General features: G+C 61.0%; 19 protein-coding genes. All 19 read left to right on the top strand.

Translation table 11 applies throughout. The features are described from left to right. The first annotated feature begins 9 nt into the window (after window positions 1-9). Window positions 10-426, top strand: coding sequence for a type III secretion system chaperone family protein (locus tag VSP_RS31765; RefSeq protein ID WP_009965816.1), 417 nt, complete (start codon window positions 10-12; stop codon window positions 424-426). 8 nt (window positions 427-434) lie between these two features. Next, window positions 435-2,387 (top strand): type III secretion system outer membrane ring subunit SctC, encoded by a 1,953-nt coding sequence (gene sctC, locus VSP_RS31760; protein WP_009965814.1) that lies wholly within the window; start codon window positions 435-437, stop codon window positions 2,385-2,387. Then, window positions 2,384-4,321, top strand: coding sequence for an FHA domain-containing protein (locus VSP_RS31755; protein WP_009965813.1), 1,938 nt, complete (start codon window positions 2,384-2,386; stop codon window positions 4,319-4,321). Before sctC ends, VSP_RS31755 begins: the two co-directional genes overlap by 4 nt. Then, window positions 4,318-4,572, top strand: coding sequence for a hypothetical protein (locus VSP_RS31750; RefSeq protein WP_009965812.1), 255 nt, complete (start codon window positions 4,318-4,320; stop codon window positions 4,570-4,572). Before VSP_RS31755 ends, VSP_RS31750 begins: the two co-directional genes overlap by 4 nt. A gap of 66 nt (window positions 4,573-4,638) precedes the next feature. Further along, window positions 4,639-4,896, top strand: coding sequence for a hypothetical protein (locus VSP_RS31745; protein ID WP_009965811.1), 258 nt, complete (start codon window positions 4,639-4,641; stop codon window positions 4,894-4,896). A 39-nt stretch (window positions 4,897-4,935) separates the two neighbouring features. Next, the gene (locus VSP_RS31740) at window positions 4,936-5,343 is read left to right on the top strand and encodes a tetratricopeptide repeat protein (protein WP_009965810.1); all 408 of its coding nucleotides are present in this window, start codon (window positions 4,936-4,938) and stop codon (window positions 5,341-5,343) included. Continuing rightward, the gene (locus VSP_RS31735) at window positions 5,340-5,795 is read left to right on the top strand and encodes a hypothetical protein (protein ID WP_009965809.1); all 456 of its coding nucleotides are present in this window, start codon (window positions 5,340-5,342) and stop codon (window positions 5,793-5,795) included. The genes VSP_RS31740 and VSP_RS31735 overlap by 4 nt, the downstream gene beginning before the upstream one ends. Before the next feature lie 105 nt (window positions 5,796-5,900). Then, window positions 5,901-6,647: a type III secretion system inner membrane ring lipoprotein SctJ gene (sctJ, locus tag VSP_RS38415; RefSeq protein WP_009965807.1), complete on the top strand. Its 747-nt coding sequence runs from the start codon at window positions 5,901-5,903 to the stop codon at window positions 6,645-6,647. Continuing rightward, window positions 6,644-7,330 carry a SctK family type III secretion system sorting platform protein gene (locus tag VSP_RS31725; protein WP_009965805.1) on the top strand — a complete coding sequence of 229 codons (687 nt, stop codon included), beginning with the start codon at window positions 6,644-6,646 and terminating at the stop codon, window positions 7,328-7,330. Before sctJ ends, VSP_RS31725 begins: the two co-directional genes overlap by 4 nt. After that, complete coding sequence (locus tag VSP_RS31720) at window positions 7,318-7,956, top strand: HrpE/YscL family type III secretion apparatus protein (protein ID WP_009965804.1); 639 nt, start codon at window positions 7,318-7,320, stop codon at window positions 7,954-7,956. Before VSP_RS31725 ends, VSP_RS31720 begins: the two co-directional genes overlap by 13 nt. A 50-nt stretch (window positions 7,957-8,006) precedes the next feature. Continuing rightward, the gene (sctN, locus tag VSP_RS31715) at window positions 8,007-9,323 is read left to right on the top strand and encodes a type III secretion system ATPase SctN (RefSeq protein WP_029190914.1); all 1,317 of its coding nucleotides are present in this window, start codon (window positions 8,007-8,009) and stop codon (window positions 9,321-9,323) included. A gap of 33 nt (window positions 9,324-9,356) precedes the next feature. Continuing rightward, window positions 9,357-9,869, top strand: coding sequence for a type III secretion protein (locus tag VSP_RS31710; RefSeq protein ID WP_009965802.1), 513 nt, complete (start codon window positions 9,357-9,359; stop codon window positions 9,867-9,869). Further along, entirely contained in the window at window positions 9,856-10,800 is a 945-nt protein-coding gene (locus VSP_RS31705; RefSeq protein ID WP_157211173.1) for a hypothetical protein, read from the top strand. The genes VSP_RS31710 and VSP_RS31705 overlap by 14 nt, the downstream gene beginning before the upstream one ends. 80 nt (window positions 10,801-10,880) lie before the next feature. Further along, the gene (gene sctQ / locus VSP_RS31700; RefSeq protein ID WP_009965800.1) at window positions 10,881-11,909 is read left to right on the top strand and encodes a type III secretion system cytoplasmic ring protein SctQ; all 1,029 of its coding nucleotides are present in this window, start codon (window positions 10,881-10,883) and stop codon (window positions 11,907-11,909) included. Continuing rightward, a complete protein-coding gene (sctR, locus tag VSP_RS31695; RefSeq protein WP_009965799.1) occupies window positions 11,906-12,574 on the top strand; it encodes a type III secretion system export apparatus subunit SctR in 669 nt (222 codons plus the stop codon). The genes sctQ and sctR overlap by 4 nt, the downstream gene beginning before the upstream one ends. 22 nt (window positions 12,575-12,596) lie before the next feature. Then, window positions 12,597-12,866 (top strand): type III secretion system export apparatus subunit SctS, encoded by a 270-nt coding sequence (sctS, locus tag VSP_RS31690; protein WP_009965797.1) that lies wholly within the window; start codon window positions 12,597-12,599, stop codon window positions 12,864-12,866. Beyond that, entirely contained in the window at window positions 12,863-13,651 is a 789-nt protein-coding gene (gene sctT / locus VSP_RS38410) for a type III secretion system export apparatus subunit SctT (protein WP_009965795.1), read from the top strand. The genes sctS and sctT overlap by 4 nt, the downstream gene beginning before the upstream one ends. Then, complete coding sequence (sctU, locus tag VSP_RS31680; RefSeq protein ID WP_009965794.1) at window positions 13,648-14,691, top strand: type III secretion system export apparatus subunit SctU; 1,044 nt, start codon at window positions 13,648-13,650, stop codon at window positions 14,689-14,691. Before sctT ends, sctU begins: the two co-directional genes overlap by 4 nt. Before the next feature lie 97 nt (window positions 14,692-14,788). Beyond that, window positions 14,789-16,888 (top strand): hypothetical protein, encoded by a 2,100-nt coding sequence (locus VSP_RS31675; RefSeq protein ID WP_157211172.1) that lies wholly within the window; start codon window positions 14,789-14,791, stop codon window positions 16,886-16,888. The last annotated feature ends 33 nt before the right edge of the window (window positions 16,889-16,921 follow it).

The raw sequence follows: 16,921 nt of genomic DNA, 5'->3' as shown, positions 1-16,921 counted from the left end.
ATCTGAACCATGACCGACTCGATTTCAGAAACCGTAGCAGCCGTCTGTGAAGAGGTGGGGTTGAGCCGCCCTGTCCCGGATGGCGCGGGAAACTTCGCGTTCGAGGTGGATGGCGTGCCGTTGCGTCTCTACCGGATTCAGGATGGGAAAATTGTTTTCGCAGGGGTCATTGGTTTGGCGGATGATTTGGCACAGATCAGGCGGCAGCCGCTCGGGGTCTTGCTTTCGGATTGCCTGGCTCTCTCGGGAGCCCGCTTCAGCAAGCTGGCCACTGCGGAGTCGATCTGCTTCGAGCCGGGCACCCGGGAACTGTTCCTCTGGCGGCGTTTTGACGGTGAGCTGCGGTCCGTTTCAGACGGGCTGGCTGCCGTCGAGTCACTCTTGAACGAAGCCAGCTTCTGGCGGCAATGGCTTGGTGCCAACTAACCCCACGCATGCGCTCTTTCTCCTACAGTCTTTTTGCGTGTACGGTCCTGGCGGCCTTGGCGGCACCGGTGGCCCACGCAGACATCCCATGGAAAACCGCCCGGGTGAGCTTGCAGGCGGTGCAGCAACGCACGGTGGCAGATCTCCTCCAGGAGCTGGCCTCCAAACAGGGGCTGCAGGCCATCATCAGTCCGCAGGTGAAGGCGGTGGTGAGTGGCGACTTCCAGTCTGTTGCCACGAGTGCCATGCTCGACACCCTGTGTGAGGTGGGCAACTGCACCTGGTTTTATGACGGAGGCAAAATCTATGTGGATGCTGCGGATGAAGTGCTCACGCGGACGCTGGTGGTCAACGCCCTGACCCGCAAGAGCTTGGAGGATGCGCTGCGGTCGGTGGGCTTTGCCAGCGGACCTGTGGGCAGAGAAAGCCTGATCAAGGGGGCCGACCGTCCTGGGCTGCTGCTGCTGGCTGGTGGGCCTCGTTACATTCAAGCAACCGAGATTGTCGCCCGTGAGCTGGATGCCCAGATGTCCATCAAGGTGGAGCAGTCCGGCTCCGAGTACACGGTGCGCACCTACCGCCTCAAGTACGCCACCGCCCAGGATTCCACCGTGGGTTCTGGATCGGGTTCCTCCGTCCGCATTCCCGGCGTAGCCACCACCTTGCAGAATCTGATGAACCCGAAGGGTTCGAATCCGGTGAATGGTCCCGTTTACTCCGAGCGTCTGCGGTCTCGTGACGGTTTGCGGGGCGAGGGTCTTTCCTCTATTGGGCAGCCCCCGGCAGGCAGTGGTGCTCCGCGGGGTGCGCCGGGGCCCTCCAATGCTCCTCAGCCTGGCGACCCCATTGAGCCCATCATCGTTGTGGATGGTCGTCTGAATGCGATCGTCGTACGCGATCTGGGCTCCCGCATGCCCCTCTATGATGAGCTGATCCAGATGCTCGACGTGCCCACCAACGCCATCGAAATCACGGCGGCGATTGTGGATGTGGACACCACCAATGGGAAAGACTTCGGCATGGAGTTCCTCGGGAACTACACCGCCAAGGATGGCAACAAATACCGGTTTGGATTTGAAGCGGACCGCAGCCAGTTCGATGGCGGAGAAGCGCCCCCTGAGACCACCCCATCGTTTGTGGACGGCACCAATCTCGTCCGGGGTGGCGGGCTGAATGTTGCGGCCCTCATTGGAGGGGAAGGATTTGACCTGCTGACCCGCTTGCGAGCCCTTGAGACGAAAGGCGGTGCGGACATTGTCTCCAGCCCATCGGTTCTGACGATGGAAAACGTCGAGGCCGTGGTGCGCACCGAGGAGACCTTCTATGTTCGGGTGGCTGGGGATCAGGAAGTGGATCTTTTCGACGTGACTGCCGGCGTGCAGTTCCGCGTCACTCCCAATCTGGTAGTGGAGAATGGAAAACGTTCCTTCCGCCTGCACCTGGACATTACGGACGGCAACTTCGAAGACACCTCTGTGGATGACATCCCCGGCACCCGGGAGAGTGCCATCACGACCCAGGCGATCGTCCCTGAGAGCAAGACCCTGCTGGTAGGAGGCTATTTCATCGAACGAAAGACCAAGAACACCCGCCAGATACCCATCCTGGGCGACATTCCCGTGGTCGGCTATGCCTTCAAACGCAAGGAGGTCCTGAATGAGCGCAAACAGCGCTTCTTCTTCATCACACCCAAGGTGGTGGATGTGCAGCTGCACTCCACCCCTGCGGTACGTGATGACGTTCACCCCTCCGCCATCCGGGCCCGGGAAGTGGCCAATGAGGCCTGGAAGGCGTCCAACCCCAATCCGACCATGCTGGATCCGATCTTGCTCCCCGCCCCGGGAGTGCCTGCTGGAGAGACTTCCCACCCTGTAGTGGAGCCCCGCGGATCCACGGTCCGGCAATCGTCTGAGTATGACGCCCCCCCTGTGCTTCCCCGCATCAAGATCAATCCCAAATGAGTGATACCCGTTCCCAGTGGCTGCTGAAGGTGATCGCGGGCCCCCACCAGGGCGCGGAGATCGACCTTGCACCCGGCAAGAGCCTCATTGGCAGCGATGAGGGCTGCGATGTGGTGTTGCACGATGTCCTGATCGCCCCGCAGCACATGGCGATCGATGCCGGTCCCAAGGCGTTGTTTGTCGAGCCTCTGGGCGGCCGTGTGTATCTGGCGGGCAAGCGCGTCAAAGACACCCGCCAGAAGGTGGAACCCTTTGTGTTCATCACCTTGGGTGGCACGCATTTGGTGATCGGTCCAGTGGATGGCAAGTGGCCTCTCCTTTCTGCGGGCGATGCGCCGGAATTGGAGAAAGAAGCCCCCGAGCCAGCACTTGGCGCGGAGGGCAAAGCGGCGGAGAGCTCTGCCGCAACCCCGGGCGCAGCGGCGGGGAATGGGGGTGGAGGTCCAGCAACCGCTGGTGCGGAGGGCGAGACCCCGCCCCCTCCCAAGCGGGCGGTGGCGATCTTTGGTGTGGCATTTGGCCTGCTGCTGCTGACCGCATGGTTGATTCTGTTTAATATCTGGAAGGGGAACAATCCCTTGCCTGGCGGGGGGGACGACAATGACCTGAAATCCCGGGCTGAAGCGGTGCTCAAGTTGCATGGTGCCTCAGAAGATGTGCGGGTGGAATCGGACGGCGGTCGGCTCTATGCCCGCGGTTATGTCCCCAAGTCGGACCAGTTGAGAGACATTGAAGTGGACCTCCGCACCAAGGCTTCCGGTGTGGTGCCCCGGATCTGGAGTCTTGAGTCGCTGGCAGAAAGCGCCCGTTCCATCCTCCGCCTGCAACGCCTGCCGCTGGATGTCACGGCGAACGCCGAAGGCCGGCTGGTGGTCAGTGGCAGTGTTGCGGATCGCGATTTGTGGAACCGGGTGAAGCAGCAGCTCACGGATGAAATTCCGGGGGTCACTGGAGTGGACTCCCAAGTCACAGTGCCGTCCATCATGAAGCCCACAGACCGGACGGTCATCGTGACGCTTCCCGCGCATGCTGCGGCACAAAAGCAAGGTGAGACAGACACGGCGGGCGCGCCATCGAAGAGGGCGGGGGATGGCGTTGCCGCCGCCGCAACCCTCACTCCTGCGGCGGGCTTGGCGGCAGCTTCGGCGGAACGCATCAGCCAGACCCAGGCCCCGCGCGAGCCAGCGATGATCCCGAATCGTGGCAGCATGGGCATCACTTCCAGTGCTCCAGATCGTGGCGTGGGAGCGAACGGCGCTGGGGCGGTGAATGCCGCCGCTTCCGCAACAGGGCTCTTCCAGGCCCCTCCTCCGGTGCCGCGGGCTCTTTTCCCCACCATCGACAAGCCTGACGCCACGGTGGAAACCATTCAGAATCGTCCTGGCGGGCTGGGCTCCATGCGACTCAGCAGCGGGGGCATCTATTTTGCCGGAGCCCGTCTGCCGTTCGGGGGCGTGATCAAGCAGGTCGGTGAAGGGCGCGTGGTCATCCAGGAAGGCGAGAGCGAACGGGTGGTGGGAATTGGCGACATGGTCATCCTGGGTGCGACCTCGGGAGCCGCCTCAAGAGAAACGACCATGGACATCGCCACCGTTTCGGAGGCGCTTCAAGACAGCGGCACCACGGCAGAGGCGATTTCCGTCCGGCGGGCACTGCCAGCGGACGCGGAGCCGGTTCTCCCTTCTGCGGAGAAAGCCTCTGCTCCAAAAGACGTGGAGCCTCCGCTCCCAACGGCGGAGCTGGCGCCGGCTGCTGCTCCGGAAAAGACCGTCTCCATAGCCGTTCCCGCAGATTTTCAGAAACCCGGCCTCTCAGAAAGGCAGAAGGCCAAGCAGGAGGCATTGGAGGCTGCGGTGGCAGCAAGTGAATCGCCCCAGCCTCACTCCAGCAAACCGCCAGTTGCCTCGTCCGGTCACAAGGAATCCAAACCATGACAGACATTGATACCCCAGATCTTGCGGATGCCTTGGCCAACGACCAGGACGGGACCTTCCGTGCCCAGCTCACTGAATATCTCGGCACCTGGCGGGACAAGCTGAACCAGGCCCGCAGTGCAGGTCTGGCTCCTGGTGATTATGAGGCCGCCAACCGGCTCGCCCACAGCATTGATCAGGCTGAAAAACTGATCCGATTTTTTACCACGCTCAAGGTGCTCGCCACTGGCGGGGATAAACAAAACGACTGAGTCATTCAAAACTCCACATCGGAAACCTACAAACAAACAAGAAACAAAGAAAGGCACACAAACACCATGGCAATTGACTTTGATCCCCCGTTGTTCGGCAGCAACTCGCCCGTCTGGAACACCGTGACCACGATGGCCAACACGCTGAACGAAGAAACCACCCAGGTGATGACGGATGCCTCGCAAACGGACTTCTCCGACCCGGGTGCGGTGGTGCTGCTGCAGATGCGCGTGAACCAGGTGACGAACGCAGCCACGGCTGTCTCCAACCTTGTGAAAGCGATCCAGGAGCCCGCGAAGAACGCTGTCAGCAACCTTCGTTAGGTTCTGGCCCATCAACGTTAGAACCACGTCTGCCAGTGCATGATCCCCGTCGATTCTGAGCTCGTCCGTCTCTTGATGCGCATAGGCTACCTGGCCGCATGGAATGGTCTCTACAAGGAGGCCATCGCCGTCTTTGACGGCGTACAAGCTGTGCGACCGGAGAGCGAGATTCCCATCATTGGAGGGGCAGTCGTCGCCATCCTCTCGGGCAACCCCGAGGTGGCCATCAAATCGCTGAAGGAAGGTGCATTGACCCTGAATCCCGGCTCTGACCTCGCCCGCGCCCATCTGGGGTGCGCGTTGAGACTTCAGGGCCGGGAGGAGGAAGGGCATGCCATCTTGCAGGAAGTCGCCAGCACTTCCTCGCAACCCGACGCCCGGGCGATGGCGAGCAATTTGTTGTCGCTGTCTTCCGATCAACTGGCACCCAAACGCAACTTTCTATGAGCGTACCTCTTGTCGCACTTCCCGTCCAAGCGCAGACTGCCGTCGCAGCCACTGCGTCCGTGCCTGCTCCGCTGGGGGTGTCCTCGCCCCAAGATCTGGAGCAACTGCGGGCCATGATTGCCAGCACCGCGGCACCCTCCATCGCGCCTGCCCAGGCACCGGCCGCCCCCGCCGCAGCCGGTGCTGTGGAACCGACGAAATTCAACACGCTGGGAGACTCCATCCTCGACGGCATTTCCCATTTCAACACCGGCTATCATGACTCGATGAGTGCTATCAACTCCCGTTTGGAGCACATCTCCAGCACCGGTCCGTTGAAGCTCGGCACCGATTTCGGTGAGATCATGGCCCTTCAAGTTGAAGTCGCCCGGTGGAGCATGTCGGTCATGGGTGTGGACAATGCTTCCAAGGCTGGCACCAACACCATCAAGGAACTCAGCCGCGGCGGTTGAGCCAGCCAGGTGCGCCAGACGGATGAGGCCGCGGCATCCACACGCCCTCGTCCGCGGCACCTGTCATCTGTTTGATTTTTTGTATTTCCTCTTTCGCCCTATTTCATGGCTCCCCTTTCTCGAATCACTCTTTGTCTTTGTGGCCTGCTGCTGGTGAGCTGTGCCAAGCAGGTGCCCCTCTTCAGCGATCTGCGTGAGGAAGAAGCCAATGAGGTCATGGCCGCTCTGATGGAGCGTGATGTCGCCTGCACCAAGACTCCGGGCAAGGAAGACAAGTGGGCCTTGCAGGTGAAGTCCGAGGACTTCCCTTTTGCCATGCAGACGCTGCAGGCCATGGGCCTTCCCCGCCAGAGCTTCCAGCGCATGGGTGAAATCTTTCAGAAGTCCGGGCTGGTTAGTTCCCCGACGGAAGAGCGCGTGCGTTTCATCTATGCCTTGAGCCAGGAGCTCTCGGAGACTTTCATGAAGATCGACGGGGTGGTGGCCGCCCGCGTCCACATCGCCCTGCCGGACACGGATCCTCTGGCTGAAGAGACCAATCCCGCGTCGGCGGCGGTCTTCATCAAGTGCCGCCCTGGATACAATCTCGCGAACAACACCCAGGACCTGAAGAACTTGGTGACCCGCAGCGTGGAAGGACTGAAACCAGAAAACGTGGAGCTGGTCATCACCTCGGCTGAGGCCATGGAGCCGGTGCGTCGCAAGGAAAAGGTGGAGACAACCAAGGCGGCCGGCCTGCTGGCGACGTTGCCCCCCTGGGGGGTGCCGACGGCCGCCGCCGCAGGAGGATTCCTCCTTGCTACTGCCTTCTTTCTGATGTTCCGCAAAGGCAACCCCAAGTCTGCCTCATGAACCTGCCGCAATGGTATGCAGACCTGGCCCTCCGCCAGCCGGACCTGTTCCGGCTGATTGGTGACTTTCAGGGGAAGCCTCAGCATTGGGCCCACCCGGATCGGCTCGCTGCGTTGCCGCATGCAGATGTCCTGGCATTCCTGGCAAATTCTCCGGTGGGGCAGAAGCATGCCTCCCGCTGGGCGACCACCCAGTTGGGATTAGACCAAGTGCCAGGCTGGTGGGATTTCTCCCCACCACGTCGTCGTCTGGTTTTGATGAGCTGGATGACGTTGGAAAAGCTGGCTTGCTATTGTGGGGCTGCCATCCACGCGACCAAGATCGCAGCCACCATCGCCCGGGTGCAGACATTGGAGCTGAAGGCGGCCATTGGTGCGGCGGCTCACGCCTTCGCCTTGCGACGGGGCCGAATAATGGCGGCACCTGCGTTACCGCAGCTGACCGCCCGAAGCGAGGGCAGTCTGGGCCAGCAGGTGCTGACCACGGGCTGGGCCACCGTCTTGGGCATGCTGTCAGATGAACCCTCGGAACTGCTCCGGAGGTTCTCGGTAAAACTGCCGCCTTCCCTGCAGCAGGACGCCGCACCCAAGCTGGCCACCGAGGAGTGCGACCAGATCTGGACATTCGTCCGGAAGATCGGGAATGAAGTTTTTACCAAGGAGGAAATGGCATGCTTTGCCTGAATGCAACGGGAGTGGCCATAGAGCCCAGCGCGAAGGTGGTCAGGGCGGAAGACTATGCCGTGATCGCCGGTGCGAAGGCGATCGTGGATGCCGCGGTCAGTGAATCCATCCGGCTGCGAAAGGCCGGCCAGGTGGATGCGGACCAGAAGCGTGCCGAAGCGCAGGCAGAGTACGAGCGCCGCCGTGAGGAGGGGTTCAAGGAAGGTCAGGAGGAGGGCAAGGCGGAGATCGCCGGGCAGATCATGGAATGCATGACCCAGAGCGCCGCCTACTTTTCCAAAGTGGAAGGCGTGATGATCGACCTGGTGATGCGGGCTCTGCGGCGTGTCCTTGGCACCTTTGAGCAGAAGGAGATTGTCGAGCAGGCCGTGCGTCATGCGCTGGAAACCACCCGCAATGAGGGGCATGTCACCGTTCGTGTGGCCCCGGCCCAGGCAGAGTGGCTCCAGTCTCGCGTGCAGTCCATGCTGGAGTCATGCCCCAAGGTCCAGTTCCTGGAAGTGCTGCCTGATGAACGGCTGGCGGAAGACGGTTGCGTGCTGGAGACGGAGATCGGCGTCGTGGACGCGAGCATCCAGACCCAGCTGCGGGCCATTGAGAAGGCGCTGATCAACTCCCTAAAGTAATTTCCATTATCCCAAACTCATCCCGTCCAGACATGCCGTTGCGACCCACCATGGACTTTGAAGCCCTCAACCGGCGATTGATGCGCGGGGTGGAGACGGCGCGTCCCCTGGTGCCGCGCGGCCGGGTGGTGCAGGTGGTGGGCACCATCATCCAGGCCTATGCGCCCGGTGTGAAGATCGGGGAGCTCTGCCATCTGCGGAATCCCTGGCAGGAACAAGGCCTGATGGCGGAAGTGGTGGGCTTTGCCAAGAACCTGGTGCTGCTCACGCCACTGGGCGAACTGGAGGGGATCTCGTCCTCCACCGAGGTGACTCCTACGGGCGAGGTGCACCGCGTGCCCGTGGGGCCGGCGATGCTGGGCCGCGTGCTGGATGGTCTGGGCAACCCCTCCGATGGGAAAGGCCCGATTGAAATTGAGGAGTACTACGCCGTGACGGCGGATCCGCCGAACGCGATGACCCGTCAGTTGATCTCCACGCCCATTCATCTGGGTGTGCGGGCGCTGGATGGGCTGCTCACTTGTGGTGAAGGGCAGCGCATGGGCATCTTTGCGGCGGCGGGCGGGGGCAAGAGCACCCTGCTGAGCCAGATCATCCGCAACACCGAGGCTGATATCGTGGTGCTTTCGCTGATCGGTGAACGTGGTCGTGAAGTGCGTGAGTTCCTGGAACGAGATTTGGGCGAGGACGGCGTGAAGCGCGCAGTGACGGTGATTGCGACCTCCGACCGGCCGGCCATGGAGCGTCTCAAGTGCGCTTATGTGGCCACGGCCATTGCCGAGTATTTCCGTGACAAGGGCCGGAAGGTGCTGCTGCTCATGGATTCCGTGACGCGCTTTGCCCGTGCCTTGCGTGAAATCGGCCTGGCGGCAGGCGAGCCGCCCACCCGGCGAGGTTTTCCGCCTTCAGTCTTCGCCACCCTGCCCAAGATGATGGAGCGCGCCGGCTGCTCCGCGAATGGCTCGATCACCGCCTTGTACACCGTGCTGGTGGAGGGGGATGACATGACGGAACCCGTCGCAGATGAAACGCGTTCCATTCTGGACGGACACATCATCCTTTCCCGCAAGCTTGGCTCCGCGAACCACTATCCTGCGATCGACGTCCTCGCGAGTGTGAGCCGGTTGATGACCGCGATCGCAACCCCTGATCACCAGCGGGCGGCGGGCAAGCTGCGCAACCTGCTCGCGAAGTATCAGGAGGTGGAGCTTCTGGTGCGGATCGGTGAGTACAAGAAGGGCAGCGACGCTTCTTCTGACGAGGCGATTGCCAAGGTGGATGCGATCAACAATTTCTTGAAACAAGGTCTGCGTGAGCAGAGCACCTTTGAACAAACCCTTCAGGCGATGATGCAACTGGCCCGCTAGCACGGGCACTCCATCCTCTTTCACCTCAACCCCATGGCCCGCTACCTCCTGCAGGATCTCATCTTTGTCCGCGAACATCGCGAGGACAAGGCGAGCAAGGCTGTGACGGCGGCCCGGCGGGTTGTGGCGGAGGCGGAGAAGCTGGTGGAGAAGCGCCAGAAGGAACTGGATGACTACAAAGTGTGGCGGGTGGTGGAGGAACGGCGGCTGATGGACTCTATCATGCTGAAGCCGGTGAAGTTGGGCGACATCACGGACCTGCGACTTGAGATTGCCGGCATGCGTGAGAAGGAGCTGGACTACATGGACTTGCTCCGCAAGGCGGAGGCCGACCTTGATCGTGCGAAGGAACTGCTGGAAGAGGCCCGCAAAGCCCACATCAAAGCCACCCAGGAACTGGAAAAACTCGTGGAACACCGCCAGCTCTGGCGGCGGGAGCAGGCGCTGGAAGAGGAGCGCCTCGCCGACCTGGAGATGGAAGATTTCACATCCCCCAAATCAGCGCTCTTCAATTTAACCGGGAGTCAAAACCATGAATACAATTAACTCCGCATCCCATTCCAACCCGGTGACCGAAAGCCCGGCGGGTGAGATTGTGGCCGAGACGAGTGATCCGTCTGCCCTGGAAATCTTGAAGGCGCTTCTGGAGAGGCCTTCTGGCTCCGGTGGTGGTACGGACGAAGGGTTCGCTGACGACGATCAGAAAGGGCCGGACTGGTCCATTCTGGAAGGTGTGGCCCTTCCGGGAGTGCCTCTGCCTGCAACGGGGGTGAGCACTGATGACAAAGGCGGCCAGGCAACCGTTGCCGACACGGGACGCCAGTCGCAGTTTTCCGCCCCCGTTCTTCCTGGAACCGTTCCTGAGAGCGGGAATGTGACTGTGTATGCTGCCCAAGCTTTGAAATCCATGGTGAAGAGCGGGGAAGGTGCCGCTCCGCCCGTGGTGGTGGCCGATGCTCCGGCGGAAGCTGGGGGAGTGGAGGTCAAACCCGACACGCTCGGCTCAGCCATCCTGGACAGTTTCTTTTCGCAATCCAGCGGAGTGTCCGCCCCGGCACCGACAGTGGTTGCGGAGCCTGCCAGCCCCATGGCCGAACGGGTGGCCCAGATTGAAAACCTGATGAACACCATGGTGGATCGCGTGCTCGTGACGGATCCGCTGTCAGGGCAGAACCAGGAGGTGAGAATCAAGTTCCAGGAGGGCATTCTGCCTGGTACGGAGGCCAGGGTCTGGAGAGAGGACGGGCGCGTGATGGTGGAGTTCGTCTCCACCCGGGCGGATTCAGTGCGCTGGCTGGAGGGAAGCATCGTCATGCTCTCGCAACGCCTGGATGAGCGGTTGCTTCAATCTGCGCCATCAGTGGTCACTGTGAACTCTTCGGGCGATGCCCCGGCTGATGGTCGCTCTCGTGAGCGCAATACTCCGTGGGATCAGGCCCGCCAGCAGCAGCAACAGCAGGAGGAAGCGTCCGCCTGATCTGAGGCAGCAGGTGTTCTTCACTCCCCGCCTGCTTCCGTCCGCCTTCCTCAACACTCTCTTGATTGATGTCCGCCCGAATGCCCTTGGAGATAACCGGCACTGAAGTTGACCTTCAGCCCCTGGCCCTGGAAAAAGTCCGCCCCTTGTTCGCGCGGACCATTCAGGCTATTGCCGGGAGCAACCGGCCAGTGGCCTTTGCCTGGAACGGGCAAGCGGCCACGCTGAAGTTTTCCGCCGTCAGAGGTTTGAGCCCGGCTGCGCGGGTCGCCCGAGTGATTGTGGACGGGCATGAATTCCAGGTGCAACTGGAGCGCCTGCCGGATGTGTCGGCGCTCTCGGCTGCCCTGGCCGGCCTGGATCTGGAAGTGTTGCCTGCCGAGCTTGCTTGTGGCGTGTTGGCGGCGGCATTCGAGATGGGGCTGAATCAGCTCAAAAGCAAAGGCGTGGATGTGGTGCTGGCAGCGCTGTTGCCCGCTGGTGCTCCTGTCAAGGCGCAGGCGGAATCCCTCACCTTCGTGGTGGAGAAAGACGGGGATCCTGGTTGGATCCGCGGCACACTGAAAGGGGATGACGCGGCTCTGGAACATCTGGCCCAGCTCATGACCCGCGTACCGGCCCAGCCGGTGAGGAGCATGGATGCGCTCCCATTTCTTTTGTCCTTTGTTGCGGGGCGCGTCACCCTTTCGCAACAGGAATTCCGTGAACTGCGCCAGGCGGATGCCGTGCTGGCAGACTTGCAGGGCTGGCGAGTCCAAGGTGCCTGTGAGGTGCTGATTTCCGGCCGCCGCCATGCCGCTGCCACCTGGCAGGACAAAAAACTGACGATTCAACAATTCATCATGAGCGATCCCGCCCCAACACCCGCCGCCACCGAGCCCCTGGCCTTGGTGGACCAGCTTGAAGTCGAACTCACCTTCCTGGTGGGGACGCACGCCGCCACGCTCGAGCAACTGCGCAGCCTGGCTCCGGGGGCTTGCATCGAACTCCCCACACCTGCCAGCCAGGCGGTGACGATCTGTGCCAACGGTCGCGCCATCGGCAAGGGTGAGCTGCTGGACATCGGCAACCGCATCGGAGTACGCATCACGGAGCTGGCCAAGGTATGAACAACCTGCAGATGCCAGATCCGCTCACGTTGATCGTGCTGGCCTCTGTGCTGGCACTGATCCCGTTCCTGGCGGTGATGGTCACCTCCTATGTGAAACTGGTGGTCGTGCTCAGCCTGGTGCGCAATGCCCTGGGCGTGCAGCAGATCCCGCCCAACATGGTGCTCAACGGCATCGCGGTGATCCTCACGATCTACATCATGGCCCCGATCGGCCAGCAAACCTTCGCCAACCTGGAAAAGGAGGATCTGAAGAATTTAAGCGTGGAGAGCATCAAGGGCATCATGGACCGGAGCAGCACGCCCATACGAAAGTTCCTGGCCTACCATACGGCCGACCGGGAAAAGGCGTTCTTCCTCGATACCGCCCGCCGGCTCTGGGGCGACAAGGCTCAGGTGAAGATCGACAAGGATGACTTCTTCGTCCTCATCCCCGCATTTACGGTGAGCGAGCTGACGGCTGCCTTCCAGATTGGATTCCTGCTCTACCTGCCCTTCATCGCCATTGACCTTATCGTCTCCAACATTTTGCTGGCCATGGGGATGATGATGGTGTCACCCATGACCATCTCCCTTCCGTTCAAGCTCCTGCTCTTCGTCCTGGTGGACGGTTGGGCGCGGCTGATCCACGGACTAGTCATCACCTACGCCATGCCCGGCGGGTGAGAGGCGTGCACCCCTGCTTGTCATGAATCAAGCCTACATTATCGACATTACCAACAAGGCGCTGATTCTGGTGCTGATCCTTTCCCTCCCTCCCATCGTGGTGGCCACGGTGGTGGGGGTGGTCGTGAGCCTTTTTCAGGCCCTCACCCAGGTGCAGGAGCAGACGTTGTCCTTTGCGGTGAAGCTCATTGTCGTGACGGTGGTCATCATCGCCACCGCCTCTTGGACGGGCGCGGAGGTGATCAACTTCACCACGCACATCTTTGACACCTTTCCGACTCTCCGAAGGTGACCTTCGACCTGATAGCGCACCGGGACATCCTGCTGACGGTCGCCTTCACCCTGCCCCGGATGATGGCGGCGCTCTCGGTGTCGCCGTTTTTTGCCCAGCAGTTCATCACTGGCATTGCCCGGCAGGTGGTCATCATCAGCCTGACGACGCTGGCCATCCCCATGGTGCACTATTCTGGTGTGCCGGACAACCCCGACATGCTCTACCTCATCGGCGTGCTGACGAAGGAGGTGGCCATTGGCATGCTGCTGGGGTTTGTGACCGGGATGGCCTTCTGGATTGCCGAGGGAACGGGCTTCTTCATCGACAACCAGCGCGGCAGTTCCATGGCGGAGATGTTTGACCCCATGTCTGGCGAAAGCACCTCGCCCTTTGGCTTGTTGTTTGCCCGCATCATTGGCGTCTTCTTCTTTGTGGGAGGCGGCTTCATGGCCTTTCTCACCATCATGTATGACAGCTATGTGCACTGGCCGGTGTTCTCCTGGTTCCCCAAGATGGAGCCCGCTTTCCCTGTCGTGTTCCTGCATGTGCTGGACAAGATGATGGGATTGATCGTCACCTTTGCGGCGCCGCTGGTCATTGCCATGTTCATTGCGGAATTTGGCATGGGATTGATGAACCGGTTCAGCCCCCAGTTGAATGTGTTCTTTCTGGCCATGCCGGTGAAGAGCGGCATCGCTGCCGTCTTGATCATCTTCTATCTCGTGTTCCTGGTGGGCTTCCTGCGCAATGAGTTCCCCACGCCGGGCCAGATCCGGGTGTTCTATAACAAGATCTTTGAGTGAGCGAGAAGAACGAGCCACCAACCCCGAAGAAGCTTCGCGACGCCCGCAAAAAGGGTCAGGTCGCGAAGAGTCAGGATGTGGGCACCGCGGCCCTGACCATCGCGAGCTTTGTCACGATCGGGATCATGTGGCCCTCCATGGTGGAGCAGGCGAAGGAACTCATCCTGCTGCCGGTCCAGTATTACGACAAGCCGTTCCAGCAGGGCTCCATGGAGCTCATGCTGGCGATTGGCCGGAAGGTCCTGCTCATGTCCCTGCCCATCCTCATGGTGGTGATGGTGGTGGGCCTGGCGGCGGGGTTTGGCCAGATTGGGTTCATGCTCACCTTTGAGCCTCTCAAGCCTGAGCTGAAAAAGCTCAACCCTATGGACAAAGCCAAGCAGATCTTTTCGATGAAGAGCCTGGTGGAGTTGCTGAAATCCACCATCAAGGTAGGGGTGATCGGGATCATCATCTACTACGTCACGAAGGCGAGCCTGGACCCGCTGACGCGGCTGCCCTATGGCGGGGAGGAGTCGGTGCTTACGGCGTTGCAGCCGATGATCAAGGCGCTGACGATGAATGTGGTCATGGCGTACATCATCATCGCGGCAGCCGACTTCTTTTTCCAAAAATATCAGCACATCAAGCAGCTGAAGATGTCGAAGGACGAGGTCAAACGCGAGTACAAGGAGAGCGAAGGCAATCCTGAAATCAAAGGCAAGCGCAAACAACTCGCCCAGGAGGCAGCTCAAAGCGACACCATGGGACGGACCCGCAAAGCTTCAGTGGTGGTGACCAATCCCACGCACCTGGCCATCGCCATCTACTACGACGAGAACGATGACAAGATGCCGAGGGTGCTGGCGAAGGGTGAAGACCATGTGGCCAGACGCATGGTGGAAGTGGCCCGTGAGGAGGGCATCCCCGTCATGCAGCATGTCCCGCTGGCGAGGGCGCTCTATGAGAATGTGGACATTGACCGCTTCGTGCCCAGTGACCTTATCGAGCCCATGGCCGAGGTGCTGCGGTGGGTGCAGGAGTGGAAAGAACTTCGCTGAGTTACAGCAAGTCGGTCGCGCAACGCAATTGTCACATCGCGGAGTGTAAGCGTGGAGGGTAGCCGGGCATAGTTTGGTGGAACCACCAGCTGTTGCCATGGACCAAACCTCGACGATCTCCAGACAGTCTTCCGTACAATCACTGCCCCACCTGGCCCCACCCGACCCATCCGGCGGTGGCTTGCAGGAGGTGGAACCGCCCAAGCCCAAAGGGCAGGTGCCGCCCACGGACATGCGGAGCACGGCCCCTACATCCTACAAGACGCAGGGACTGAAGGTGTCTGACAAGGGCCGGGCCCGCATGCAGAAGACGCTGGACGCACGCGCCGCGAAGCAGGCCAAGTTTGACAGCCCGCCGTCCAGTGGCCCGGAGCGCGACAAGGTGTTGAAGGAAAAGAGCAAGGACACGCAGTCGCGTTTCCAGAAGTTCCTCAAGGAGTTCAAGTCCGTCTTCAAGAACACCGGCAAGGCGATCAAGGCCGGCGGGGATGGGGCCAAGTACATCGGCGGCAGCGGTCACGATGTCTCCAAGATCACCGGTGGGATCGGTGCCGGGGCCCAGATCGTGGAGACCGTCTCTGATCTGTATCTAGCGAAGGTGAAGATCGACAAAGCCAAGAGTGATCTGGAAGTCGTGAAGGAGTTCTCACCCGGGAAGATGAAGCAGGAGGAGGCGAACTTGCGAGGTGTCCGCAGCGATGTGCTGAAGATCAAGGGCAAGTTGGAGGGGCATGTGGACAAGGCCAAGAGCCTGGTGAAGACCGCCACCACCCAGCTCAAGAGCCTGGACCGGGATCTCCAGCTCAAGGATGCGGAGATCAACCTCATCAAAGGCAAGCTCAAGGGCATTCATGAGAACGTCCAGTTGATGCGCGCCCGTGGCTACGGGGAGGACTTCCTGATGGAGCAGGGCGTGGAACTGCAAGGCAGGCTCGATGACCTTCAGGGGCAACGCGATGACCTGGCTGCCAGACGGGAGACGTGCAGCAAGAAGGTGGATGCGCGACAGACCAAACTGGACGGGTTGCAGGAAAAACTCACTGAATGCAATGATCTGCTGAAGACGGTGGATGATGCCCTGACCAAGAACACCACCACCGGACGCATGAAAGGCCGGGTGGCAGAGAAGGATCTCACCAGCTACAACGACAACGTGGGTCTGGAGCGTGCCAAGATGGTGAAGTCCCTCTGGGATGGTCAAAAGGCGGTCCTGGACATCGGGACCATCAGCTCTGCCGGCACCCAGGTGGTGAGTGAAGGGTTCAAGCTCGCCGGTGGCGTCACCGGCGTGGTGGTGGGACCGCTCACCGTGGCAGTGAACAGTTACGAGTTCTACAATGACGTGACAGACAACCGGGCGTTTCTGGCCCTGAAGAAAAAGTCCACCGATGCGCTTAGCCGAACGGATGTCATCAAGCAGGATGATGTGGAGTTGCTGGCGATTGCAGAGCGTCTGCGTCTGAAGCAGAAGAAGCAGTCCGTGGACAAGGGCCTGAGCGCCACGAAGAACTTCTTTGGCGCACTGGGCGGTGTGGGTACAGCGACGGCGGGAGCGGTGGCCATTGCCGTGACGGCTGGAGCAGTGTCTGCAACGGCAGCGGGAGTGGTGATTGCCACTCCGATTGGTTGGGCTCTGGCGGGCGGAGCGGCCCTGGCGGCGATCGGATACGGCATCTACAAGCTGGCGAGACACCTCAACAGCAAGGGCATCAAAGACGCGCTGCAGACGACGCTGAAGAACCTGAATGGCCAGGACGGGGCCAAAAAGATCTCCGACCTGGGTTTGGAAGGCAAGGATGCCAAGGCCATGACGCGGGTGACGGACAAGATGATCAAGGCGCTGAAGGCGCAGGGCATCACGGCCAAGGCCTCCGACTTCACGGTCGCGGAGGTGCAGGCCTACGCCTCCAGCAAACTGCTGGCGAGGGACAGCGGGGTGGCCACGGCCTCGCTCTACCATCGGTTCAAGGAAGAACTGGCGGAGCACTTCGCGCAGAAGGGCATCACCGACCCCACCGAGCAGGACATGGAAGACTACCTGACCGCGAAGAAGGATGAGCGGCCGGTGGGCACCGCCGTGGGGCTGATGAGCACGCTGGGGCTGAGCCTCAACAAGGCCGAGGCGCTGGACATGTTCCGCGACAGCAGCTCGTCGGACTCCATCAAGTTCCTCACCAAGAAGCTGAAGCTCGCCTGATGGCCGGCTGCGAGGAAGTTATCTCAATGAATC

The sequence above is a fragment of the Verrucomicrobium spinosum DSM 4136 = JCM 18804 genome, from assembly GCF_000172155.1.
GTDB classification, from domain to species: Bacteria; Verrucomicrobiota; Verrucomicrobiia; order Verrucomicrobiales; family Verrucomicrobiaceae; genus Verrucomicrobium; species Verrucomicrobium spinosum.
Note: the sequence above shows the minus strand (reverse complement) of the source record. Positions and strands in the feature narration are given on the sequence as shown.